The 24507-nt window shown below is 68.9% G+C and carries 17 protein-coding genes; 10 read left to right on the top strand and 7 right to left on the bottom strand.

Translation table 11 applies throughout. From position 1 onward, the window contains the following. Positions 1 to 7: 7 nt before the first annotated feature. Entirely contained in the window at positions 8 to 1474 is a 1467-nt protein-coding gene (locus ETC07_RS13380; RefSeq protein ID WP_136249023.1) for an aminoacyl-histidine dipeptidase, read from the bottom strand. A gap of 32 nt (positions 1475 to 1506) precedes the next feature. Then, complete coding sequence (locus ETC07_RS13375) at positions 1507 to 3666, bottom strand: tRNA(Met) cytidine acetyltransferase TmcA (RefSeq protein ID WP_136249022.1); 2160 nt, start codon at positions 3664 to 3666, stop codon at positions 1507 to 1509. Positions 3667 to 3987: 321 nt separating this feature from the next. Between ETC07_RS13375 and dctP the strand changes: the two genes are divergently transcribed. The 4 genes from dctP to ETC07_RS13355 all read left to right on the top strand — a co-directional run bounded on the left by dctP (position 3988) and on the right by ETC07_RS13355 (position 8872). Further along, positions 3988 to 5094, top strand: a complete 1107-nt coding sequence (gene dctP / locus ETC07_RS13370; RefSeq protein ID WP_136249021.1) for a TRAP transporter substrate-binding protein DctP — start codon at positions 3988 to 3990, stop codon at positions 5092 to 5094. Between the two features lie 82 nt (positions 5095 to 5176). Next, positions 5177 to 5695 carry a TRAP transporter small permease subunit gene (locus ETC07_RS13365; protein WP_136249020.1) on the top strand — a complete coding sequence of 173 codons (519 nt, stop codon included), beginning with the start codon at positions 5177 to 5179 and terminating at the stop codon, positions 5693 to 5695. Further along, positions 5692 to 7020, top strand: a complete 1329-nt coding sequence (locus ETC07_RS13360) for a TRAP transporter large permease (protein WP_136249019.1) — start codon at positions 5692 to 5694, stop codon at positions 7018 to 7020. The genes ETC07_RS13365 and ETC07_RS13360 overlap by 4 nt, the downstream gene beginning before the upstream one ends. A gap of 100 nt (positions 7021 to 7120) precedes the next feature. After that, positions 7121 to 8872 (top strand): ABC transporter permease, encoded by a 1752-nt coding sequence (locus tag ETC07_RS13355; protein ID WP_438590666.1) that lies wholly within the window; start codon positions 7121 to 7123, stop codon positions 8870 to 8872. Here ETC07_RS13355 and ETC07_RS13350 read toward each other — a convergent pair. After that, a complete protein-coding gene (locus ETC07_RS13350; protein ID WP_136249018.1) occupies positions 8834 to 9949 on the bottom strand; it encodes an ABC transporter ATP-binding protein in 1116 nt (371 codons plus the stop codon). The two genes, ETC07_RS13355 and ETC07_RS13350, sit on opposite strands and share 39 nt — an antisense overlap. Positions 9950 to 10134: 185 nt before the next feature. Between ETC07_RS13350 and ETC07_RS13345 the strand changes: the two genes are divergently transcribed. Beyond that, positions 10135 to 11163 carry a Fe(3+) ABC transporter substrate-binding protein gene (locus ETC07_RS13345; protein ID WP_136249017.1) on the top strand — a complete coding sequence of 343 codons (1029 nt, stop codon included), beginning with the start codon at positions 10135 to 10137 and terminating at the stop codon, positions 11161 to 11163. 160 nt (positions 11164 to 11323) lie between these two features. Here the strand turns inward: ETC07_RS13345 and ETC07_RS13340 are convergent, their stop codons facing one another. Together ETC07_RS13340 and polA are read right to left on the bottom strand one after the other, a co-directional pair. After that, positions 11324 to 11836 (bottom strand): hypothetical protein, encoded by a 513-nt coding sequence (locus tag ETC07_RS13340; RefSeq protein ID WP_136249016.1) that lies wholly within the window; start codon positions 11834 to 11836, stop codon positions 11324 to 11326. Positions 11837 to 11971: 135 nt separating this feature from the next. Continuing rightward, the gene (polA, locus tag ETC07_RS13335; protein WP_136249015.1) at positions 11972 to 14734 is read right to left on the bottom strand and encodes a DNA polymerase I; all 2763 of its coding nucleotides are present in this window, start codon (positions 14732 to 14734) and stop codon (positions 11972 to 11974) included. 189 nt (positions 14735 to 14923) lie between these two features. Here polA and ETC07_RS13330 point away from each other — a divergent pair, with 189 nt between their 5' ends. The 4 genes from ETC07_RS13330 (at position 14924) to ETC07_RS13315 (ending at position 20698) form a co-directional block, all read left to right on the top strand. After that, positions 14924 to 15217, top strand: coding sequence for a DUF2782 domain-containing protein (locus tag ETC07_RS13330; protein WP_136249014.1), 294 nt, complete (start codon positions 14924 to 14926; stop codon positions 15215 to 15217). Between the two features lie 85 nt (positions 15218 to 15302). After that, entirely contained in the window at positions 15303 to 16262 is a 960-nt protein-coding gene (locus ETC07_RS13325) for a homoserine kinase (protein WP_136249013.1), read from the top strand. An 8-nt stretch (positions 16263 to 16270) separates the two neighbouring features. Further along, positions 16271 to 18181, top strand: a complete 1911-nt coding sequence (gene speA / locus ETC07_RS13320) for a biosynthetic arginine decarboxylase (RefSeq protein ID WP_136249012.1) — start codon at positions 16271 to 16273, stop codon at positions 18179 to 18181. Positions 18182 to 18352: 171 nt separating this feature from the next. Beyond that, positions 18353 to 20698, top strand: a complete 2346-nt coding sequence (locus ETC07_RS13315; protein ID WP_136249011.1) for a glucose/quinate/shikimate family membrane-bound PQQ-dependent dehydrogenase — start codon at positions 18353 to 18355, stop codon at positions 20696 to 20698. A gap of 100 nt (positions 20699 to 20798) precedes the next feature. Here ETC07_RS13315 and ETC07_RS13310 read toward each other — a convergent pair whose 3' ends face one another. Both ETC07_RS13310 and thpD read right to left on the bottom strand, forming a co-directional pair. Continuing rightward, positions 20799 to 21464, bottom strand: a complete 666-nt coding sequence (locus ETC07_RS13310) for a fumarylacetoacetate hydrolase family protein (RefSeq protein ID WP_136249010.1) — start codon at positions 21462 to 21464, stop codon at positions 20799 to 20801. Positions 21465 to 21593: 129 nt separating this feature from the next. Continuing rightward, a complete protein-coding gene (thpD, locus tag ETC07_RS13305) occupies positions 21594 to 22586 on the bottom strand; it encodes an ectoine hydroxylase (protein ID WP_136249009.1) in 993 nt (330 codons plus the stop codon). Positions 22587 to 22817: 231 nt separating this feature from the next. Between thpD and ETC07_RS13300 the strand changes: the two genes are divergently transcribed. Next, positions 22818 to 24497: a sensor domain-containing diguanylate cyclase gene (locus ETC07_RS13300; protein ID WP_136249008.1), complete on the top strand. Its 1680-nt coding sequence runs from the start codon at positions 22818 to 22820 to the stop codon at positions 24495 to 24497. Positions 24498 to 24507 lie beyond the last annotated feature (10 nt).

Genomic DNA, 24507 nt, shown 5'->3' with positions numbered 1-24507 from the left:
AGCCCCCTCAGCGAGGCGGCACCGCCAGGTCCTCGATCAACACCCGCAGCAGCCCCCAGAACTCCTCCACCGAGGCCAGCTCGACCCGCTCGTCCGGCGAATGGGCGCCGCGGATCAGCGGCCCGAAGGAGATCATCGACATGTCCGGGTACTTGGCGCCGAGGATCCCACACTCCAGGCCGGCATGGATCACCTTGACCTCGGGCTCGACGCCCAGCCGCGCCGCATGCAGCGCACGGAAGCGGGCCAGCAGCGGGCTCTCGGGGTCCGGCGTCCAGCCCGGGTAGGCATTCTCGACCCGGGTGCGGGCGCCGGTCAGGTCGAACAGCGCGCGGAAGCGGTCGGCGAGGTCGTGAACGGCGCTGTCACGCAGCGAACGCACCAGCGCGCAGAGGTGGAAACGCCCCGCCTCCAGCGACACCACGCCCAGGTTGTTGGAGGTTTCCACCACCCCGGGCACGGCCACGCTCATGCGCTCGACGCCACAGGGCGCGGCATGCAGGGCGGCGATCAACAGCCGACTGGCATGGCCGCTCAAGGCCTGTGCCTCGGGGGGCGGCACGCGTTCCAGGGTCAGCGCCAGCCCATCGTCGACGCCGGCCAGCTCGTCACGCAGCGTCGCCTCCAGGACCGGCAGCCGCTCGCGGGCGGCATCGACCGACTCGGCGGGCAGCGCCAGGGTGGCGAAGGCCTCGCGTGGCAGGGCATTGCGCAGGGTGCCGCCTCGATAATCGATCAGCCGTGCATCGAGCGCCGCCAGGTCGCGCAGTATGCGCACCAGCAGGCGGTTGGCGTTGCCCCGCCCCTTGTCGATGTCGATACCGGAGTGCCCGCCGCGCAGGCCGGTCAGCGAGAGGCGCATCGCCGTCTCGTCGTCGCCGAGCGGCGAGGTCGGCAGCTGGGCATCGACCTCCACGTCGGCCCCGCCGGCGCAGCCGATATACACCTGGCCGCGATCCTCGGAGTCCAGGTTGAGCAGCAGCCGCCCGTCCAGCCAGCCTTCGGCCAGCTGCAACGCCCCACCCATGGAGGACTCCTCCTCGAGGGTGAACAGCGCCTCCAGCGGGCCATGCGACAGGCTATCGTCCTCGAGCACCGCCAACGCCGCCGCCACGCCCAGGCCGTTGTCGGCGCCCAGGGTGGTGTGGCGGGCGTGCAACCAGCCGTCCTCGACGACGGTGTCGATGGGGTCGCGGGTGAAGTCATGGGGGTGCTCGGCATTGGCCTGGGCCACCATGTCGAGATGGCCCTGCAGGACGATGCCCGGCGCGGCCTCGAGGCCCGGCGTCGCCGGCTTGCGCAGCCGCAGGTTGCCGTAGGCGTCGCGGTCGCGGGTCAGGCCGCGGTCGTCGGCCCAGGCCTCGAGGATGGCCACCAGGGCCGCCTCATGGCCGGAGGGGCGTGGTGTGTTGCACAGGGTGCGGAAGTGCCGCCACAGGGGGTGCGGCGAGAGCTGCTCGAGATGTGCGTTCATGAGGCTTCTGTATCGACAATGACCCGGGCACTCTACCCCTCGCCTCGCGACGAGGAAAGTGCCGGCCCGGCCAGCAGGCGCGCCACCGCCTCGCGCCGCCAGGCATCCACCGCCTTGCCGCCGGAGAGCCCCAGCCGGGCGGCCAGCCAGGCCGTGTCGCGGCCCTGGAAGGCCCAGGCGGCGAGCGCCGCCAGGGTCTCGTCGTGCTCGCCCCTCGCGGCGGCGACGATCAGCGCCTGTACGGCGGGCCGGACCAAGGCCGCCTCGCGATGGCCGTAGGCCACGTCGGCGAGATCGCGGCGCGCCGCCTCATCGAGCGGGCGAGGCTCGTCCTCGGCCAGCAGCGCCAGCGCCACCCACGGATCGAGCGTCTTCAGCTCGAAGGCCAACAGCGTGGGCAACAGGGCCTGGAAGCGCCGCGCCAGCCGCTCGGCCAGGGCGAGACCCGCATCATCGGTGGGCGACACGACCATCACCGCATGCTCGCCGGTGGCCGCCTCGCGGGTCAGGCCGAGGCGCACCACGCGAAAGCCCTGGGAGCGCCAGAAGGCCAGCAGCCCGGCTTCGGCGCCGAAGCTCGCGCCCAGCAGCTCGATGCCCGCCTCGCGGGCCGCCGCACGCTCGACTTCCAGCAGCCGCCGACCCAGCCCCTGGCGCCGCACGGCCGGATGCACGGCGATGCGCAGCACCCGGCGCAGGCGGCCGGTCAGCGCCTCCCGCGAGCCGGCATGGGCGGCCAGCGACTGGGCCATCAGGTGGCCACGGGGGCGGCGCTCGCCCCGCGCCACCCGTTCGGCCAACGCCGCGTCGAAGCCGCCCTCGTCGGCGACCACCGCCACCGCGCCGGGGCCGGCGGCATCTCCCAGGGTGGCGAGCCGCGTATCGGGGCCATCCAGCAGGCGCCGCAGGTCACCCGGCGTGGTGCGGTAATGGGCCTGTACCAGCAGGCCGAACAGCGCCCGCAACCGCGGCTCGTCCCGGGCCAACGATGCGGGCGACTCACGCCGCCAGTCGACTTCGGCGGCCGACGGCGGCGCCGGTTCGGCGTCGAGCATCAGCAGCTTTGAGGTCAGCGCCTCCAGCGGGTCGTCCTCGGCCCAGCGGATCGGCGCGGCCAGATGGAACTCGCGCCATTCGGGGGTGAGGCGATCCAGGCGCTCGCGAAAGCGCAGCGCGAAGCCGCGCCCGGCCCCCTCGTAGCCATGCACGGTAGTGGCGAAGGCGATGCGCGGGAAGGCCGCGAGCCACCGGCCAAGCAGGCCGGCGGGGATCGCCGCGGCCTCGTCGACCAGCAGCCAGGCCCCGGCGCCGCCGGCCTCACCGCGCTCGACCCGGGCACTCAGCTCGTCGGGCGCCAGGAAGACCACTCGCCCGCCGTGGTCCTCGAAACGATTGGCATGGCGCCGGCCTTGAGGCCGCAGCGCGGCGAGCCGCTCGAAGAGCCCGGCCACCGCCGCCGGACGCGGCGCGGTGACCAGGATCTCCCCCTCACCCCGCGCCAGCAGTCGGGCGCAGGCGACGCCCAGCGCCGCGGTCTTGCCGCGGCCACGGTCGGCGGTGAGCACCAGCGGCCGGCGTCGACGCAGCCTGACCAGCCGCGCCACCGCCTCGCCCTGATCGACGGTCAACACCTCCGGGTCGTCGGGCTCCGGCCGCGGCGCCCTGGCCTCCGACCATTCGAGGATCACCGGCGGGCCGGCGGGCGGCCAGCGCAGGGTCTGCGGCGACGCCTCCAGCAGGCGGGCCAGCCGCGCCAGGTAGTACGACGAGAGTGCCTCGGTCGCCCAGGGGTGGGCGGCGAGCCGCGCGTAGTCGTCGTCGGGGCGCGCGCCCCAGTCGTCGGGGGTCATCAGCACCAGCAGCCCGCCGGCTCGCAGCGTGCCGGAGAGCGCGCCGAAGGCGTCAGGATCGAACCCGGCCCCGGGCGAGCAGGCATCGAAGACGATCAGGTCGTGCTCGCCGCCGAGCCGGGTGCGGGCCTTGGCCGCGGGCAGCCAGGCCGCATCGTCCAGCCCCTCGGGCGGTTCGGGGCCGACCCATAACGGCGCCTGGCCGCCCCGGGCACGCCACAGCGCCAGGGCCCGCGCGCGGGCGTCCTCGGCGCCGCCGGTCAGCCACACCAGGCCTCGCCAGCGACGCTCGATCAGGCGCTCCTGGCAGGCCAGTAGTTCGCCCGGCACGCAAGCTTCCATCGGTATCCTCTTCGATCGCTGAACTTTGGTCTAAGCGGACGACGCCCTTTCAACGCCCGGCCTCCCTTCGGCGTCGCAGCATAGCATTCGCCATTCCGCTTTATCGCGCTGAAATTCAAGGCCTTTTAGGGCGGAAAAACGGTCATCGTCGAACCGACCGCCGGCTACTTCGACGTTCGGAGGCCTTCTCCCGATCCCCGGGCCCCATGCTAGCGTGTTTTCAGGGTCGCCACGCCATGGGTGCCATCGTGCGGGCGACCACGAGCCTTGTGCCCCGCTTTCATCCCCCACAATCAGAACAACCCCCGGGAGAGAATCGCCATGACATCGACCCGCCTTGCCCTCACCGGCCTCGCCGCCGGCATCGCCCTGGCCGGCCTGAGCACCACCGCCCAGGCCCAGGAATCCTGGACCATGACCACCACCTGGCCGGACAACCTCGACCTGATCCAGATCGATCGCCACTGGGCCGAGCTGGTCAACCAGCTGGCCGGCGACGAGCTGAACATCGAATTCTACGCCGGCGGCACCCTGATGCCCGGCACCGAAGTCTTCGACGCCACCGAGACCGGCAGCATCCAGGCCGCCGGCGACTGGCCGGGCTACTGGGCCGGCCGCAGCCCGGCCTTCTCGCCGCTGGCCACTACCACCAGCCTGTTCAACGGCGTGGACTACCTGAACTGGATCACCCAGTGGGGCGGCTTCGAGCTCTACCAGGAGGTCTACGGCCAGTACAACATGGTCTACCTGCCCTACGGCATCACCAACAACGAGTCCGGCTTCCGCGGCGGCACGCCCATCGAGAGCCTCGCCGACCTGGAAGGCAAGCGCCTGCGCCTCTCCGGCCGCGACCAGGGTCGGGTACTGGAGCGTCTCGGCGGCTCCCAGGTGACGCTGGCCGGCGGCGAGATCTATCAGGCCATCGAGCGTGGCGTGGTCGATGGCGCCGAGTTCTCGACCCCCGGGGTCGACTACAAGGCCGGTTTCTCCGAGGTCGCCGACTACTGGATGACGCCCGGCTGGCATCAGTCGGCCAGCGTGTTCGGGGTGATGATCAATCAGGACGCCTGGGACGCGCTCTCCGAGGAGACCCAGGAGACCCTGAAGATCGCCGCCCAGGCGACCATGTCCTGGTCGCTGGCCTGGTCCGAGAAGCAGTCCACCGAAGGCACCGCGAAGTTCCTCGAGGATGGCACCACCATCAACCAGCTGTCCGAGGAAGACCTGGCCGAGATCCAGGACATCACCAACGAGGTGATCGTCAAGGGCGCCTGCGATGACCCGATGCACGCCAAGATCTATCACTCGATGATCAGCTACCTGCAGGACTACGCCCAGTGGCGTGATGTCTCGGTGCCCTTCAACATGAGCCGAGTCACCGACAACCTGCCGCCCCTCGAAGAGATCGAGGCCTGCATGAACCGGTAAGGTTCACGCGCCGATCCACTCGCCGGCCGGCGGTGCCACTCGGCCCGCCGGCCTCGTTCGTCTTGCCGAGGAGGCTTACTGGATGCATGCCATCGCCCGGGCCATCGATGCCCTCAACGAGGGCTTCGGTCGCCTGATCGCCCCGTTGATCGCGATCATCACCGCCGTGGTGATCTACGACATCGCCATGCGCTTCTTCGTCGGCCGGCCCAGCGACTGGGCCTTCGATGTCACCACCATGCTGTTCGGCAGCCACTTCATGCTGATGGCCGCCTATGGCCTCAGGCACCACGTCCACGTCGAGGTGGACGTGCTCAAGCGGCTGCTCTCGCGGCGCGGCCGAGCCCTGATCGAGCTCGCCGGTTACCTGCTGTTCTTCACCCCCTTCATCCTGATGTTCATCACCTACGGGTGGCGCTTCTTCGAGCGCTCCTGGAGCCGTGGTGAATCCACCTACGGCATCGTCTCGATCCCGGTCTATCCGGTGAAGGCGGTGCTGGTCATCGCCGGTGTGCTGGTGCTGCTGCAGGCCATCGCCATCGTGATCCGTGCCATCGGTGAGCTGACCGCCACCCCGTCGTCAGCGGAGGACGCCCCATGAGCCCGGAGATACTCACCCTGTTCATGTTCGGCGGCCTGCTGGTGGGGCTGTTCATGGGCCACCCGCTGGCCTTCGTGCTGGGCGGCACCGCGGTGCTCGGCGCCTGGTTCGGCCCCGGCCCCCAGGTGCTCGGCATCATCATCAACAACATCTACGGCCGCGCGATGGACAACTACGTCCTGGTGGCCATCCCGCTGTTCATCCTCATGGCGCGTTTCCTCAACGATTCCGGCGTCACCGAGCGGATGTTCGAGAGCATGCGGCTGCTGCTCGGGCGGGTCCGCGGCGGCCTGGCGCTGACCGTGGTCATCGTCTCGGTGCTGCTGGCCGCGACGACCGGCATCGTCGGCGCCTCGATCGCGGTGATGGGGCTGATCGCCCTGGCCCCGATGCTCAAGTACGGCTACCACAAGGGGCTGTCCGCCGGGGTGATCATGGCCAGCGGTTGCCTCGGCATCCTGATCCCGCCGAGCATCATGCTGATCCTGATGGCCAGCTACTCGCCGGTCTCGGTGGGGGCGCTGTTCGCCGGCGCCCTGGTGCCGGGCCTGCTGCTAGGCTCGCTCTACGCCGGCTACGTGCTGCTGATCTGCTTCATCAAGCCCGGCTACGGCCCCGCGGTGGCCGCCGAGGAGCGCGCCGACCTTTCCACCGGCGAGCTGGCGGTGCGGCTGGCCAAGTACGTGCTGCCACCGATGAGCCTGATCCTCGGCGTGCTGGGCGCGCTGTTCACCGGCATCGCCACCGCCACCGAGGCCTCGGCGATCGGCGTGACGCTGGCCTTCGTGCTGTTCCTGATCTTCGGCGATCGCAAGCTCGCGACCTGTTATCGCACCTTCATCGAGGCCGGCAAGACCACCACCATGGTGATGTTCGTGCTGGTCGGCGCCACCGCCTTCACCGGGGTGTTCTCGATCGGCGGCGGCATGGACGTGATCAGCGACCTGGTGCTGGCGATGCCCGGCGGCACCACCGGGGCCTTGATCCTGATGTTCCTGCTGGTGTTCGTGCTGGGCATGTTCCTCGACTGGACCGGCATCGTGCTGCTGAGCTTCCCGATCATGCTGCCGATCATCGATGCCATGGGCGTCGACACGCTGTGGTTCGTGGTGATGGTGGCGGTGGTGCTGCAGACCTCCTTCCTGACCCCGCCCTTCGGCTACGCGCTGTTCTACCTCAAGGGCGTGGCCCCGCCGGAGGTCGGGACCCTGGACCTGTACCGGGCGGTGATCCCGTTCTGCGCGCTGATCCTGCTGGCCTGCCTGCTGATGGCGGTGTTCCCGGCCCTGGTGACCGGGCTGCCATCGCTGTGGCTGGGCTACTGACCCGCCGCGTGCCCTGAAACGCTCGCGGCGCCCGGCCTTCCGGGGGCGTCGCGGGCTGGCTGCGGCCTCGTCGCGCAACTGATACTATCTTGCATTCGTTATGCCATCGCATCCGTTGAGCGTGTCACCGCTCACCGGAAGGAGAACCCGCGTGCCCCGTTCCCTCACCCAGCGGCTCGGCTCGTCCGCCTTGCGGCCGAGGCTGCGCCTCGATACCTGGAGCGTGCTGACCCTGCTCATCGCCGCGGTCGTCGCGCTACCGGTGCTGACGGTGCTGGCCCATATCGTGCTACCCGCCGGCGACGTCTGGCAGCACCTGGCCAGTACCGTGCTGGGTCGCTACCTGGCCAATACCCTGTTCCTCGTCGTCACGGTAGGGATCGGCACCCTGGTGATCGGCACCGGCACGGCCTGGCTGGTGGTGATGTGCCGCTTCCCGGGGCGCCGGCTGTTCGAGTGGGCGCTGCTGTTGCCGCTGGCGGTACCGACCTATGTGATCGCCTACGCCTATACCGATTTCCTGCAGTATGCCGGCCCGCTGCAGGGCGCGCTGCGCGAGGCCTTCGGCTGGGACCGGGGCGACTACTGGTTCCCGGATATCCGCTCGTTGGGCGGGGCCGCGACGCTGATCACCCTGGTGCTCTACCCCTACGTCTACCTGCTGGCGCGGGCCAGCTTCCTCGAGCAGTCGGTATGCGTGCTCGACGTGGGACGCACCCTGGGCCGCGGCCCTTGGCGACTGTTCACCGGCGTGGGCATTCCCCTGGCGCGCCCGGCGATCGTCGGCGGCGTGTCGCTGGCGCTGATGGAGACCCTCAACGAGTTCGGCGCGGTGCAGTACTTCGGCGTCGACACCTTCACCACCGGCATCTACCGCACCTGGTTCGGCATGGGCGAGCCGGTCGCCGCCGCCCAGCTGGCGGCCTGCCTGCTGGCCTTCGTGATCGTCTTCGTGCTGCTCGAACGCGCCTCGCGGGGCAAACGGCGCTACTTCCATACCACCGGTCGCTACCAACAGTTGCCCGAATTCCGACTCGGCGGCCTACGCGCCGTGGCGGCGACCCTGGCCTGCCTGATGCCGATCCTGGTCGGCTTCTTGATTCCCAGCGGCCTGCTCGGCTACCTGTCGTTCAAGGGCGGAGACGCGCTGTTCGGCGCCAGGTTCCTGGAGTTCGCCGGCAACAGCCTGTTGCTCGCGGGGATCGCGGCGGGGGCCGCGGTGGGGCTGGCGCTGATGCTGAGTTACGGGGCGCGGCTCAACCCGGGGCCGCTGACCCGCACCGCCACCCGGGTGGCCGCCATGGGCTATGCGGTGCCCGGCTCGGTGGTCGCGGTGGGCATCCTGATTCCCTTCGCCTGGCTGGACGACACCCTGAACGGCTTCCTCAGGACCCACTACGGGGTGATGGCCGGGCTGATCTTCAGCGGCTCCGCGTTCATCCTGATCTACGCCTACGTGGTGCGCTTCCTGGCGGTGTCCTTCAACGCCCTGGAGGCCAGCCTCGGCAAGGTGACGCCGAGCATGGACGCGGCCGCCCGCACCCTCGGGCAGACCGCCGGCGGCACGCTGCGCCGCGTGCACACCCCGCTCATGCGCGGCAGCCTACTGGCCGCCGCCATCCTGGTGTTCGTCGACGTGATGAAGGAGCTGCCGGCGACCATCATCCTGCGCCCCTTCGACTTCGACACCCTGGCGGTGCGAGCCCACAACCTGGCCGCCGACGAGCGCCTCGCCGAGGCTTCCACCGCCTCGCTGACCATCGTCGCGGTGGGCATCATCCCGGTGATCCTGCTCAGCCTGGCGATGCGCGGTTCACGCCCCGGCAGCGGCGGGGAAGACGAACACCTGTGACGGGTCCAGGCGGATCGTGACCGGCTGACCCTCCGCGGGCAGAAAGACCCCAGGCACCCGCGCGTGCAGGTGCGACTCGCGGCCGTCGCCGCCGTGGGCGCAGATATGCAGCAGGCTGGTGCGCCCCAGCAGCTTGGCCATGATCACGTGACTGTGGTGACCCGCCGGCGGATCCTCCAGGGCCACCACGCGCAGCGCCTCGGGGCGGATCATCACCCGCACCCGCCGACCCTCCTCCATTCCCGAGGCCGTCACCTCGCCGACCGGCGTCGCGACGCGCCCCTGATCGACAACGCCTTCGAACTCGTTGACCTCGCCGAAGAAGGTCACCACGAAGGGATCGGCCGGCGCGCAGTAAAGCTCCCGAGGCGTGCCCATCTGCACGATATGGCCGTCGCGCATCAAGGCGATGCGATCGGCCATGAACATCGCCTCCTCCGGGTCGTGGGTGACCAGCAGGGCGCCGGCGCCGACCTTCTTGAGCACGTGCAGGGTGTCGTCGCGGATGCGATCACGCAATCGGGCGTCGAGGCTCGAGAACGGCTCGTCGAGCAGCATCAGCCGTGGCGCCGGCGCCAGCGCCCGCGCCAACGCCACGCGCTGCTGCTGGCCACCGGACAGCATGTGCGGATAGTCGTCGGCATGGCGCCCCATGCCCAGCAGGTCGAGCAGCTCCATGGCGCGGCGGCGGCGCTCTCGGGCGGGTAGCGCCTCGAGACCGAATCCGACGTTCTGGCGCACCGAGAGATGCGGGAACAGCGCCGAGTCCTGGAAGGCCAACCCGACGTTGCGCTTCTCCGGCGGCACGTGGGCCTGGCCGGGGCGCCCGATGGCACGGCCGTCGAGGTCCACGCTGCCCTGCTGGAGCACCTCGAGGCCGGCGACGATGCGCAGCAGGGTGGTCTTGCCACAGCCGGAAGGCCCGAGCAGGCAGACCACCTCACCCGGGTGCACCTCCAAGCCGACGTCCTCCACCGCCGGGTGGTGGCCGTAGGCATGGCGAATGTGCTGCATCGCGAGCACCGGAGCCTGCTCCGAAACGGCATCGGCGGGGGATAGCTGAGCGTGAAGGTTCATGGGCAAGCACCGGCACAGACGTGACAAAGTCTTCATGGTAACGCGAAACCTTCGCCTTTTCGTCGCCAGCTGCCGATACAGCGATGCCGGTTGACGCCACGGCGGAGAGGGGCTTAAATGGCAAGACTAATACAATTTATTATCATTCAAAGCCTTAGCCGGCTTTCATTCTCACGAGGTCTCCCATGCATCAGCATCGCCGTCTCGCCCTGCCCTTCGCCGCCCTGATGGCCGGCGCGACCTTCGCCTCCCAGGCCGCCGCGGACGAGGTGAACCTCTATTCGGCTCGCCACTACGATTCCGACCAGGCGCTCTACGACGCCTTCAGCGAAGCGACCGGCATCGAGGTCAACGTGCTCGAGGGCGGCTCCGACCAGCTGATCCAACGCATCGAGCGCGAAGGCCAGGCCAGCCCCGCGGATGTGATGATGACCGTGGACGCCGGCCGCCTGTGGCGCGCCGAGCAGGCCGACATCTTCGCCAGCGTCGATTCAGAGGTCCTCGACGAGCGACTGCCGGCGAACATGCAGCACCCCGAGGGCAAATGGTTCGGCTTCAGCCAACGCGTGCGGGCCATCTTCTATAACCCCGAGGCGGTCGACGCCGATGAGATCACGAGCTACGAGGACCTGGCCGACCCGCGCTTCGAGGGCGAGGTCTGCATCCGCTCCTCGAACAACATCTACAACCAGTCGCTGCTGGCCTCGATGGTCGCCCACCACGGCGAGCAAGAGGCCGAGGCCTGGGCCCAGGGCGTTGTCGACAACATGGCCCGCGACCCCGAAGGCGGCGACACCGACCAGATCAAGGGCGTGGCCAGCGGCGAGTGCGACGTGGCGGTGGCCAACCATTACTACTACGTGCGCCTGCTCCAGTCCGACGATGCCGGCGATCGCGAGGCCGCCGAGAAGGTGCAGATCCTGTTCCCCAACCAGGACGACCGCGGCGCCCACGTCAATGTCGGCGGCGCCGGCGTGGTCCAGGGGGCCCCGCACCACGACAACGCCGTGCGTTTCCTGGAGTTCCTGGCCTCCGACGAGGCCCAGGCGATCTTCGCCTCCGGCAACCACGAGTTCCCGGTGGTCGACGGCATCGAGGTCGACGAGGTGCTGGCCGATTGGGGCGACTTCAAGCGTGACGAGCTGAACGTCAGCGTATTGGGCGAGAACAACCCGCAAGCGGTGCGGATCTTCGATCGCGTCGGCTGGCGTTAAGGCGTCACCGAGGTATTACGGCGCTCGCGGTAACAAGCGGCGCGCCTGAAGGCGAATTGAGCCAAGCACCACACTCTGAAACACCACAGGGCCCGCGGCATTGCCGCGGGCCCTGTGGTGTCAGCGTCGTTGCCGACAGGCGCTCGGGCGCCGGCCAGGCTTACTCGTCGCCCGGCCGTGGCGCGGCGTCACGGGCGTCCTGATACACGCCCAGCGTGCCCATGCGGCGCCCGCGGTCGTTGAGGAAGCTCTCGAGCACCACCACCGGCTCACGGCCCTGGCGGGTGAACTCGAGGCGGTCCGGCGCGGTGCGCTCCGACCGCCAGCCTTCGCCCAGGCACTGGCCGAGGGCCTCGCCACCGGCCACCAGCGCACCACGCGGGTCGTCGGTCGACAGCGAGCCGAAGCACAGGTAGTGGTCGGGCCGCCGGGCCGAGGTGATCACGCAGGCATCATGGAACGCCTGGGTATCGGTCTGCCAGGTGCGCGTCAGGTTGGTGGTTTCCAGGCGCCCCTTGATGTCGCCGAAGCCCGTCTCCGCGCTCGCGATCGCCCGATCCAGGGCGGCACAATCAAAGCGCTCCGCCGCCGTCTGTTCGGTGGCCTGGCTCGCGCACCCCGAGAGCAGGACCACCCCCGCACCCGCCAGCCATGTCCTCATCGTCCTTCGCATCCTCGTCTCCTCGCTGGATTCGGGCCGTCACGCCCCGGATACAGGCACCATAACACTCCACGGCCGCGCCATCTCATCGCCGCGACGCACTGCGGCCGGCCCGGGGAAGCCAGGCCGGCCCGCATCAACACAGACTCAGTGTGCCTCGTCCCAGTTGGCGCCACTCTCGGCCTCGACGGTCAGCGTCACATCGAGCTCGGCGGCGGCCTGCATGCGACGCTTGACCTCGGGAATGAAGGCCTCGACGGCCTCCTCGGCGACCTCAAAGACCAGCTCATCATGCACCTGCATGACCATCATCGCGTCGACATCGCCCTCGGCCAGCCAGGCATCGACGTCGATCATGGCGCGCTTGATGACGTCCGCCGCGGTGCCTTGCATGGGGGCGTTGATGGCGGTGCGCTCGGCACCCTGCCGGCGTGCACGGTTCTGGGAGTGGATCTCCGGCAGGTAGAGACGCCGGCCGAACACCGTCTCGACGAAGCCATCTTCGGCCGCCTGTGAGCGGATGCGCTCCATGTAGCGGGCCACCCCGGGGTAGCGGTCGAAGTAGCGGTCGATATAGATCTTGGCCTGCTTCTGCTCGATGTGCAGCTGGCGGCCCAACCCCCAGGCGCTCATGCCGTAGATCAGCCCGAAGTTGATCGCCTTGGCGCTGCGGCGCTGCTCGCCGGAGACCTTGTCGAGGCCCACGCCGAACACCTCGGCGGCGGTGGCGGCATGGATGTCGCGCCCCTCGGCGAAGGCCTCGAGCAGCCCCTTGTCGCCGGACAGGTGCGCCATGATGCGCAGCTCGATCTGCGAGTAGTCGGCGGCGACGATGCGATAGCCGGGCCGCGCCACGAAGGCCTGGCGGATCTTGCGCCCCTGCTCGGTGCGGATGGGGATGTTCTGCAGGTTGGGATCGGAGGACGACAGCCGCCCGGTGGCGGTGACCGCCTGATGATAGCTGGTATGCAGCCGGCCGGTGGCCTTGTTGACCAACCGCGGCAGCTTGTCGGTGTAGGTGGAGCGCAGCTTGGACAGGCCGCGGTGCTCCATGATCACCTTGGGCAGCGGGTAGTCCAGCGCCAGCTCCTCGAGCACCGCCTCGGCGGTGGACGGCGCGCCCTTGGGCGTCTTCTTGAGCACCGGGATCTGCTGTTCCTCGAACAGTATCTGGCCGAGCTGCTTGGGCGAGCCGAGGTTGAACTCGCGCCCGGCCAGCTCGAAGGCCTGCTGCTCCAGCTCGCCGATGCGCCGCCCGAGCTCCTGGCTCTGGGCATGCAGGCGCTCGGCATCGAGGGCCACGCCGCCACGCTCCATGCGCGACAGCACCCGGATCAGCGGGCGCTCGAGGCGGTCGAGCACCTCCGCCAGGCGCCCCTCGGCCTCGACCCGCGGGCGCAGTTCGCGGTGCAGGCGCAGGGTGATGTCGACGTCCTCGCAGGCGTAGGGCGCGGCCTGCTCCAGGGCGACCTGGTTGAAGGTCAGCTGCTTGACGCCCTTGCCGGCGATCTCCTCGAAGCCGACGGTCTTCTCGCCCAGGTACTTGAGCGCCAGCGAGTCCATGTCGTGGCGGGTGGCGGTGGAATCCAGCACGTAGGACTCGAGCATGGTGTCCTCGAGGGCGCCTTCCACCTCGATGCCATGGCGCGCCAGCACCGAGATGTCGTACTTGAGGTTCTGGCCGGTCTTGGCCTTGCCGGCATCGGCCCACAGCGGCGTCAGCGCCTCGAGCACGCGCTTGCGGTCGAGCTGCGCCGGGGCGTCCAGGTAGTCGTGAGCCAGCGGGATGTAGGCGGCCTCCCCCGGCTCGAGCGAAAGCCCCACGCCGACGATCTCGGCCTCCATGTAGTCGAGGCTGGTGGTCTCCAGGTCGAAGCAGAAGGCCTCGGCGTCGTTGAGTCGCGCAAGCCAGGCGTCGAGCTCGGCCTGCTCGAGGATCACGACGTCTTCACGCTCGCCGCCGCCGCTTTGCCCCTCGGCCCCACCATCGGCCGCCGCCGTGCCGCCGGCGGCATCGTCGACGCCCTCGTCCTTGCCTTCCAGCAGCTCGGACAGCCAGGCCTTGAACTCGAGGCGACGATACAGCTCGCCCAGCGCCTCGCGATCGGGCCGGGCGATGCCCAGGTCGTCGAGCCCCACCGGCAGCTCGCAGTCGGTCTTGATGGTGGCCAGCTCATACGAGAGGAAGGCCTCGTCACGGTGCGCCTCGAGCTTCTTGGGCAGCGTCTTGGCGCCGCGGAAGCTCAGCGTCTTGACCGTCTCCAGGTCAGCATAGACGCTCTCGAGACCGCCTCCCATGCCCTGCAGCAGCCCCAGCGCGGTCTTCTCGCCGACGCCGGCCACGCCCGGGATGTTGTCGACCTTGTCGCCCATCAGCGCCAGGAAGTCGATGATCCGCTCCGGCGGCAGGCCGAACTTCTCCTCCACCCCGGCCACGTCGAGGGTCTCGTCCTTCATGGTGTTGACCAGGGTGATGTGGGCGTTGACCAGTTGCGCCATGTCCTTGTCACCGGTGGAGATCACCGCGTCGCGGCCGGCCTCGGTGGCATGCCGTGCCAGGGTGCCGATGACGTCATCGGCCTCGACGCCCTCGATGCACAGCAGCGGCAGGCCCAGCGCGCGTACGCAGTCGTGCAGCGGCTGCACCTGGACGCGCAGGTCGTCCGGCATCGGCGGGCGCTGCGCCTTGTATTCGGCATAGAGCGCGTCGCGGAAGGTCTTGCCTGGCGCATCGAACACCACCGCCATGGGGCTTTCGGGGTAGTCCTTGAGCAGCCGCTTGAGCATGTTGAGCACGCCCTTCACGGCGCCGGAAGGCAGCCCCTCCGAGGTCGTCAGCGGCGGCAGGGCGTGGAAGGCGCGGTACAGGTAGGAGGAACCGTCGACGAGAACGATGGGGGTATCGGCCATGAATCGGCATCCCTTGCAGGCTGGGCGATGAAGTGTGAGTGATGAGGGGAGCGGCGGCGGGCGAACCACCGGCCCCTGATCCTGATGCCGATCATGATACGCATTGACGAGGCGATTTGCCGCGCAAAGCATGCGTCGTCGGCCTATCCCGGCATACACTGGGGGCAACCCCATGGTCAGGAGAACACCATGAAGCGTATACGCCCCGCCCTGCTCGCACCGCTGTTCGGCCTGGCGCTGTTCACCGCGGCCCTGCCGGCCCTGGCCCAGTCCAGCACCGACGTCGAGCCGGATGTCACCATCCGTCAGGAGGCCGACCGCACCATCCGCGAGTACCGGGTCAACGGCGCGCTCTACGCCATCGAGATCCAACCCGCCAGCGGCCCCGCCTACTACCTGGTCGACCGCGACGGTGATGGCGACTTCGAGCGCCAGAACGGCCAGCGTATCGCCGTCCCCGAGTGGGTGATCAAGCGCTTCTGATGGGCGTATCCCGCGCCATCCGGTTCGTGCATCGCACCGCCAAGCCGCTACAATAGGCGGCTTGGCATATCCGGGCGAGAGACACATGGCCGTATTCACACCGCTGACCGACTCCCAGGTGGAGGCGTTTCTGAGCCGCTTCGATGCCGGCGCCCTGATCGCCTGCCGGGGCGTGCCTGCCGGCACCGAGAACAGCACCTTCTTCGTCACCACCGAGCGTCGCGAGCTGGTGCTCACGCTGTTCGAGCAGGGCGAGCACGCGGAGCTGCCGTTCTTCGTCGAACTGCTGGATTACCTGGACGAGCACCGCCTGCCGGTGCCCGGCCCGCTCCACGATCGCGACGGCATCGCCCTGCACAGCCTGGCCGGCAAGCCGGCGCTGTTGTTCCCGCGCCTGCCCGGCAAGCATCCCGAGGCACCCAACCTGGCCCAGTGCCGGGCGCTGGGCGATGCCCTGGGCCGCATGCACAAGGTCTCGCGACGCTTCCCGGGCCATCGTCCCAACCCGCGTGACCTGCACTGGCTGCTGCCGATGCACCACCGGGTGCTGGCCTATCTGTCGCCCGACGACCAGACGCTGATGAAGGACGAGGTAGAGGTCTACCAGGGCTTCTTCGGCGACGCCCCGACGCTGCCCCAGGGCGCGATCCACGGCGACCTGTTCCGCGACAACACGCTGTTCGACGGCGACACGCTGGGCGGGCTGATCGACTTCTACAATGGCTGCACCGGCGACCTGCTGTTCGACCTGGCCATCGTGGTCAACGACTGGGCCAGCGAGGCCGACGGCCGGCTCGACCCGGCGCGCTACGCGGCGCTGCTCGGCGCCTACCAGGCGCGTCGTCCGCTGGAAGACGCCGAGCGCGAGGCCTGGCCGATGATGCTGCGCATGACCGCGCTGCGCTACTGGCTGTCGCGGCTGCTGGTGGTCTACGTCGACCCGCCGGCCCACGACCTCACGCCCCACGACCCGTCCGTGTTCCGCGCCATCCTCGAGCGACGCCTCGCGGATGGCGCCCCGGCGCTGCCCGAGGCCAGCCAATGAGCCTGGCCATGAGCAGCATGGCCGGGCCCGCGCAGCGTGCCCGGCACACCTGGAACATCGACCAGTGGGGCGGCGGCTACTTCGATGTGGCCGATGACGGCCAGGCCCTGGTGCGCCCACACGGCGGCGAGGACGACGGCCCCGCCCTCGCGCTGTCGCCGCTAGTCGCCCGTCTGCGCGAGGCCGGCCTGCGGCTGCCGGTGCTGATCCGCTTCACCGACATCCTGCACGACCGCGTCGAGCAGCTGTGCGCCGCCTTCGACGGCGCCATGGACGAGGAAGGCTTCGGCGGCGGCTATACCGCGGTCTACCCGATCAAGGTCAACCAGCAACGCCGGGTGGTCGAGGAGATCCTGGCCACCCGGGAACGCGGCCACGACCGGGTCGGACTGGAGGCCGGCAGCAAGCCGGAACTGCTCGCGGTGCTGGCGCTGTCCGGCGACGGCCCCTCGCTGATCGTCTGCAACGGCTACAAGGACCGCGAATACATCCGCCTGGCGCTGATGGGCGAGAAGCTCGGCCATCGCGTCTACCTGGTGGTAGAGAAACTCTCCGAGTTGCCGCTGATCCTCGAGGAGGCCGACCGCCTGGGCGTGACGCCACGCATCGGCCTGCGCGCCCGGCTGGCCTCGGTGGGCAAGGGCAAGTGGCAGAACACCGGCGGCGAGAAGTCCAAGTTCGGCCTCACCGCGGGCCAGATCCAGACCGTGGTGGAACGCCTGCGCGAGGCCGATGCCCTGGCCAGCCTGCAGCTGGTGCACTTCCATCTGGGCTCGCAGATCGCCAACATCCGCGACATCCAGCGGGGCCTGCGCGAGTGCGCACGCTTCTACCAGAGCCTGGTGGCGCTGGGCGCCCCGGTGGACACCGTGGACGTCGGCGGCGGGCTCGGCATCGACTACGAGGGCACCCGCTCGCGGAGCTTCTGCTCGATCAACTACTCGATGCGCGAGTATGCCCGCAACGTGGTCGCGGCCTTCGCCCAGGTCTGCGAGGCCGAGGGGCTGCCCCACCCGCACCTGATCAGCGAATCGGGGCGCGCCCTGACCGCCCATCACGCGGTGCTGGTGACCAACGTGATCGGCGACGAGCGCGCCGATACCCAGGCCCCGGCGGCCCGGGTCGAGGGCGACCCGCAGGTCGCCGAGCTGTGGCGAGTCCACGACGCGCTGGAGGCCGCCCAGGCGCCGCGCGGGCTGGTCGAGGCCTGGCATGACCTGGGCCAGGCCAGCGGCGAGCTGCAGGAACGCTTCGTGATGGGGCTGGCCGGGCTCGAGGCGCGCGCCGAAGGCGAGGGCGTCTATACCGCCGCCTGCGCCCGGCTGCGCGAGCGCCTCGACTCGCGCAACCGCGCCCATCGCGAGATCCACGACGAGCTCGCCGAGAAGCTGGCCGACAAGCTGTTCGTCAACTTCTCACTGTTCCAGTCGGTGCCCGACGTGTGGGGAATCGACCAGATCTTCCCGGTGCTGCCGCTGAGCGGCCTGGACCGCCCGCCCACGCGGCGCGCGGTGATCCAGGACATCACCTGCGACAGCGACGGGCGCATCGATGGCTACGTGGATGGCGAGGGCGTCGAAGCCACCCTGCCACTCCCCGAATGGGGCGCCGACGAGGAGCGTCTGCTGGGCTTCTTCCTGGTCGGCGCCTATCAGGAGATCCTCGGCGATCTCCACAACCTGTTCGGCGACACCGACTCGGTGGACGCGGCCCTGGACGCCAACGGCGAATGGCGCCTCGAACACCAGCGCCGCGGCGACCGGGTGGCCGACGTGCTGGGCTACGTGGACTTCGACGCCACGCGGCTGCGCCGGCAACTCGCCGACCAACTCGCCGCCAGCGGCCTCGCGGCCGATGAGCAGGCGCGCTTCCTCGACGACCTCTCCGAGGGGCTCGAGGGCTATACCTACCTCGAATGACTCGCCGTTAACCGACCTCGCCTGACGACCTTCCTTCATTAGGCCATAGTGAAAGGGGGAACCGTGTTGTCGGGGTCGACACAGGGCGGCAAGCGGTCAACGCCATTTTTATTTGCATCCTAATGTTTTATCATGGGTGCATTGTTTGTTATTCGCAAGGAGCATGGGCTCATGATCATACTCTCCCTCATTTTCTGGCTGGTGGGGCTGGCCCTGCTCGGGGGTGGTCTATGGCTGATCACCCTCGACGGCAGTTGGTACTACGCCCTGTCCGGCATCGTCTTGATCGCGGTCGGCGCCATGACCCGCTCGCGCCGCCCCAAGGCCCAGCTGCTGTATGCACTGTTCCTGGTGGCGACCGCCGCCTGGTCGCTGTGGGAGTCGGGCTATGACTGGTGGGCCCTGGCACCGCGCCTCGGCCTGTTCCTGCTGCTCGCCATCCCGCTGCTGTGGCCCGCCAAGGGCGGCAGCCGCATGGGCACCGCCGTGCTGCTGCCGGCCTGGGCGATCATCGGCGTGGGCCTGCTGGGCAGCATCGCCGTCGATCAGCACCGCATCGACGGTGAGCTGAACCGCGAGGTGGTCAACGAGACGCCGGACCTCGGCGACAGCCCGGAAGATGGCTGGCACGCCTATGGCCGCAGCAACATGGGCCAGCGTTTCTCACCGCTCGACCAGATCACGCCCGAGAACGTGGCCGACCTGGAGCCGGCCTGGCAGTACCAGACCGGCGACCTGAAGGGCCCCAAGGATGTCGGCGAAACCACCTACGAAGCCACGCCGCTGAAGGTGGGCAACTCGCTGTTCTTGTGCACCCCGCACAACTGGCTGATCGCCCTGGACGCCGACAGCGGCGAGGAGCAATGGGTGTATGACGCCAAGGTGCCGGCCGAAAGCTCGCGCCAGCACCAGACCTGCCGTGGCGTCGCCTACCTGCCGCCGGCCTCCGGCGAGGCGGATGCCATCGACGTACAGGCAGCCAGCGGCCCGGCCGAAGACCAGGCGCCCGTGCAGTGTGACGCCCAGCTGTTCATGCCGACCTCCGACGCCCGCCTGGTGGCCGTCGACCCGGCGACCGGCGCCCGTTGCGCCAACTTCGCCGATAACGGCGAACTCGACCTGATGCACAACATGCCGTTCAAGCAGGCCGGCTTCTACTACTCCACCTCGCCCCCCGTGGTAGCCGACGGCAAGGTCGTCGTGTCCGGCTCGGTCAACGACAACTACGCGGTCAACTCGCCGTCCGGCGTGATCCGCGCCTACGATGCCAAGAGCGGCGAACTCGAGTGGAACTGGGACGCCGGCAATCCGGACGAGACCGCACCGATCGCCGACGGCGAGACCTATACCACCAGCTCGCCCAACAGCTGGTCCATCGCCAGCGCCGATGAAGAGCTGGGGATGATCTACCTGCCGATGGGCAACCGTACCCCGGATCAACTGGGCATGTACCGCAGCCCGGCCGAAGAGAAGTACGCAAGCTCGGTCGTAGCGCTGAGCCTCGACACCGGCCAGGTGGAATGGGTCCAGCAGTTCGTTCACCACGACCTGTGGGACATGGACACCCCGGCCCAGCCGAGCCTGCTCGACCTCGACACCGACGAAGGCACGCAGCCGGCGCTGGTGGTCCCCACCAAGCAGGGCGACGTCTATGTGCTGAACCGCGAGACCGGCGAGCCGATCCACCCGATCTCCGAGCAGCCGGCGCCCCAGAGCGGCACCATCGAGGACGACTACACCGCCGAGACGCAGCCGATCTCGAGCCTGAACTTCCGTCCGCCGACCCTGCGCGAGGCGGACATGTGGGGCGCCACGCCGTTCGACCAGCTGATGTGCCGCATCCAGTTCAAGTCGCTGCGCTACGACGGCCAGTACACGGCGCCGTCCGAGCAGGGCACCATCGTGTTCCCGGGCAACTTCGGCGTCTTCAACTGGGGCGGCATCGCGGTCGACCCCAAGCGTCAGGTGATGTTCGGCATGCCGCTCTACCTGGCCTTCACCTCCACCCTGGTGCCCAAGGAAGGGGCCGACATGGCCGGCGCCAACCAGGGCGAGCAAGGCCTCAACTCCAACGCCGGCGCGGACTATGCCGTCGACATGAAGCCGTTCCTGTCGCCGTTCGGGGTGCCCTGCCAGCAACCGCCCTGGGGCTATGTGGCCGGCACCGACCTGCGCAGCGGTGAGGTCGCCTGGCAGCACAAGAACGGCACCATCGAGGACATGACGGCCCTACCGCTGAAGATCCGCATGGGCGTGCCCGGCATCGGTGGACCGATCATCACCGACGGCGGTGTGGCGTTCCTCGGGGCCACCGTGGATGACTACCTGCGCGGCTACGACCTCGAAACCGGCGAGCAGCTGTGGGAAACCCGCCTGCCCGCCGGCGGTCAGGCCACGCCGATGACCTACCTCAACAGCCAGGGCGAGCAGATGGTCGTGCTGGTGGCCGGGGGCCATGGTTCCATCGGCACCACCATCGGTGACTACGTGATGGCCTACAAGCTGCCCCAGCAGTAACGGCCCGGGTGCCGCCTTCCCGGCGGCGCTCACACGCGACAAGACCCCCGCCGGCATCACCGGCGGGGGTCTTGTCGTTTGCGGCCCGGGGCACGCCCGCTCAGTCGATGACGCGGGTGGTGATGCGCAGCCCGCCGCTCAGCGCCAGGCGCAGCTCGGCGCCACGGGGCAGCTCGCCCACCCCGGCCGGCGTACCGGTGAGAACCACATCGCCCGGCGCCAGGGTGAAGTGGCGGCTCATCTCGGCGACCAGCTCGGGCACCGAGAACAACATGTCGGCGCCGTGGCCGTGCTGGCGCTCCTCGCCGTTCACCGCCAGGGTGAAGGACAGGGCACTCCAGTCGGGTGCCTCGTCGAGCGGCAGGAAGGCCGACAGCGGGCAGGCTCCATCGAAGCCTTTGGCCATCTCCCAGGGCTGGCCCTGCTCCTTGAGCCGGGCCTGGACATCGCGCAGCGTCAGGTCCAGCGCCAGGCCGATGCCGACGATGGCCCGCTCCGCCTCGGCGGCATCGGCGTCGGTCAGCGCCTCCCCCACCAGCAGCGCCAGCTCGGTCTCGAAGTGCACGTCGCCCCGCCGGAAGGGCGCTGCGACCGGCGCCTCCAGGCTCACGGCGCTGGTCGCCGGCTTGATGAACAGCAGCGGCTGGCGAGGTACCGGGTTACCGAGCTCCCGGGCATGTTCGGCGTAGTTGCGACCGACGCAGACGATCTTGCCCAGCGGCTGCGGGAAGGCCCGACCATCGGTGAAACGGGGAACGAAAGGCATGACGATGCGACTCCTGGCTGGCGGAACGGGAAGACGGTTGACCCTCCAGTCTACGCCCAGGACAGGAACGGCGTCAGGCCTAGGCGTTGCCTGAACAGTCGGCGAGCGCAGCCGGTTTTCGGACAGAGCCTAAGGCGTCCAGTCCTCGTCGGGCGCATGGGCCAGGAAGCGCGGACGGCGCCGGCTGGCGGCGAAGGGCTCGCCGCAGCGATTGTCGCGACGGTTATAGACGAAGAAGACGTTGCTGCGCGGGTCCGGCGACATGTTGGCGTTGGAACCGTGCAGGGTGTTGCAGTCGAACAGCAGCAAGCCGCCGGCGGCGCCGGTGGGTGCCTCGATACCCTGGTCGTCGATCAACCGACGCAGTGCCTCGCGCCCCGGCACCCCGAACTCCTGTGACTTGAGCGACTGCTTGTGGTGATCCTCCGGGGTCTCGCCCAGGCAGGGCACGAACACCCGGTGAGAACCCGGCACCAGCATCAGCGGGCCATTGAAGGTGTGATTGTCGGTCAACACGATCGAGGCGCTGACCGCATGCATGGCCGGCATGCCGTCCTCGGCGTGCCAGGTCTCGAAGTCCGAGTGCCAGTTGAAGCCTCGGCCCTCGAAGCCCGGCTTGTAGTTGATGCGCGACTGATGCATGTAGGGCTCACCGCCGAGCAGCTGGCGGGCACGGCTCATCAGGCGGGGATCCTGGGCCAGATGAGCGAAGACCCGCGACAGGAAGTGCACGGCGAACAGCGAGCGAATCTCGTTGCCCTGCGGCTCGGTGATGCTGAAGTCGCGCTCGCGGTAGGCATCATGCTCCAGCAGCCGTCTGAGCTCCCGGCGCAGCGCATCGAGCTCCTCGCCCCCTAAGAAGTTCGGTTCGAAGAGAAAGCCCTGGCGTTCGAACGCCGCGAGCTGCGACGCGGACAGTGGGCCCTCCCGGTCATGGCCCTTGACCACCGGCTCCCGGCGATTGAGCCAGGGCAGGTCGAGGGGCTCGGCGAGCCGGGTGGGATAAGGGTCTGCACCGGGCAGCGGCGCACTGCGCGCTCGGCTCCGAGGGGCCAGGGAGTCGACGTGATCGAACAGGGTCGCTGGTTCCAGCGGTCGGTCAGACGATGTCTGCACTGACATCCACTACCTCCTTTGCAGTCGGAAGGGTTTCAGATTCGAACTCGTTACCGACGGCGAATCAGCCGCACGGCGCGGGCCATGAAAGACCCACACCCGTCACATGGCGATGCCCCGGCGGGGTTTCAAGGATCGACTCCCCCGGGCGGGACGAGCCGCGCAATGGACGCCCGCCCTCGATCGGGGCAGAGTAGTGAGCATGGATCCATGCATCGACAAGGGAGATGGGGTGCCGTGACACAACCTGCCTGGTGGGAAGAGGTCTTGAGCCTCTCGCATTCCGCCTACCTGCATATCTCGCGCGAGCAGCGTATCATCGACGCGCTGGGCGATACCCAGACGCTACTGGAGCGGACACCGACGGCGCTGGTCGGCATGGCGCTGAGCGATCTCAAGGACATCCGGGCTCAGCTCGGCGCGGCGGTGGCCGAGAGCCTGGCCCGGCGCGAGATTCGCCCCGGCGAGACCTGGGGCTTCGAGGACGGCGCCGGCAGCTACTATGGCCTGGCCGACGGCAGCTTCGTGATCAAGCTCACCTCGGCGATGAAGGTCGACCAGGGCATCGTCGGGCGGCTCGCCGATCAGCTGCCCATCCTGGTGACCTATATCGATGCGGATCTCCGCTTTCGCCTCACCAACCAGGCCTACGTGGACTTCATCGGCATCGCCCGGCAGACGCTCTACGGCCAGCCCATCGCCATGGTGGTCGACGACGCCTCCTTCGAGCGGATCCAGCCACATCTGCAAACGGTGCTCGCCGGCCAGGACGTCACCTTCGAGGATCGCCTGACCCTCTCCGATGGCCGCACCTGCTACTTCAAGGTGCACTACACCCCCGACTTCCTGGAAGGCGAAGTGGTCGGTTTCTACGCCATCGTGCAGGACATTTCCGAATACCGCGCCATGATCCAACTGCTGCGCGACGTGCACAGCGGCGTGAACCGCACCGACATCGCCACCGACGAGATCATCCACCAGCTGCTGCGCGACGCCCTCGCCTACCTCTCGCTGGATATCGGCCTGGTCAGCCGCATCATCGACGAGCAGTACATCATCAAGTGGGCCACCTCCGATGTCGCCGACATCGCGCCGGATGACACCTTCGCCCTGGGCGATACCTACTGCCGCCTGATGCTCGACAGCGGAGACATCTTCCACACCACCACCGCCGGTGAGGACACCCGCGTCAACGGCCATCCCTGCTACCAGGCCTTCGGCCTGGAGACCTACATCGGCACCCCGCTGCGACTCAATGGCGAGGTGTGGGGCACCCTCAACTTCTCCAGTGCCCACCCCCACCCACAGCCCTTCACCCAAGTAGAGATCGAACTGGTACGGCTGATCGCCGATGCGGTGGAGCGTGTGATCACCGACGCGGCGGAGATCGAACAGGTGCGCCAGGAACTCGATCGCATGGCCGACAAGGCATTGCGCGACTACCTGACCGGCCTGCCCAACCGCGCCTATCTGGACCAGCACGTCGAGACGCTGATCCAGGCCCATGATGCACGCGGCGCCGCCTTCTCCCTGGCCGTGGTCGATATCGACCACTTCAAGCGGTTCAATGACCAGCATGGCCACGATATCGGCGATAGCGTGCTCCAGTGGCTGAGCGGCCGAGTCGCCGAGTGCCTGAGGGATGGCGACATGGTCGCCCGGGCGGGCGGCGAGGAATTCGTGGTGGTAATGCGCGACACGGACGCCCTGGAGGCGAGCGCTGCCATGGAGCGGGTGCGCCAGCATATCGGCGCGGGCAACATCACGCTCGAGGACGGCCAGCGGCTCCACGTGACCGTCAGCATCGGCGTCGGCGAACACCTCAAGGGCGAATCCTACGCGCAGCTTTTCAAGCGCGCCGACACCGCCCTCTACTCGGCCAAGCGCAACGGCCGCGACCGCGTCGAGCGCCTCTAAGCGGCCCGAG

This window comes from Halomonas borealis (assembly GCF_004798905.1).
GTDB classification, from domain to species: Bacteria; Pseudomonadota; Gammaproteobacteria; order Pseudomonadales; family Halomonadaceae; genus Halomonas; species Halomonas borealis.
Note: the sequence above shows the minus strand (reverse complement) of the source record. Positions and strands in the feature narration are given on the sequence as shown.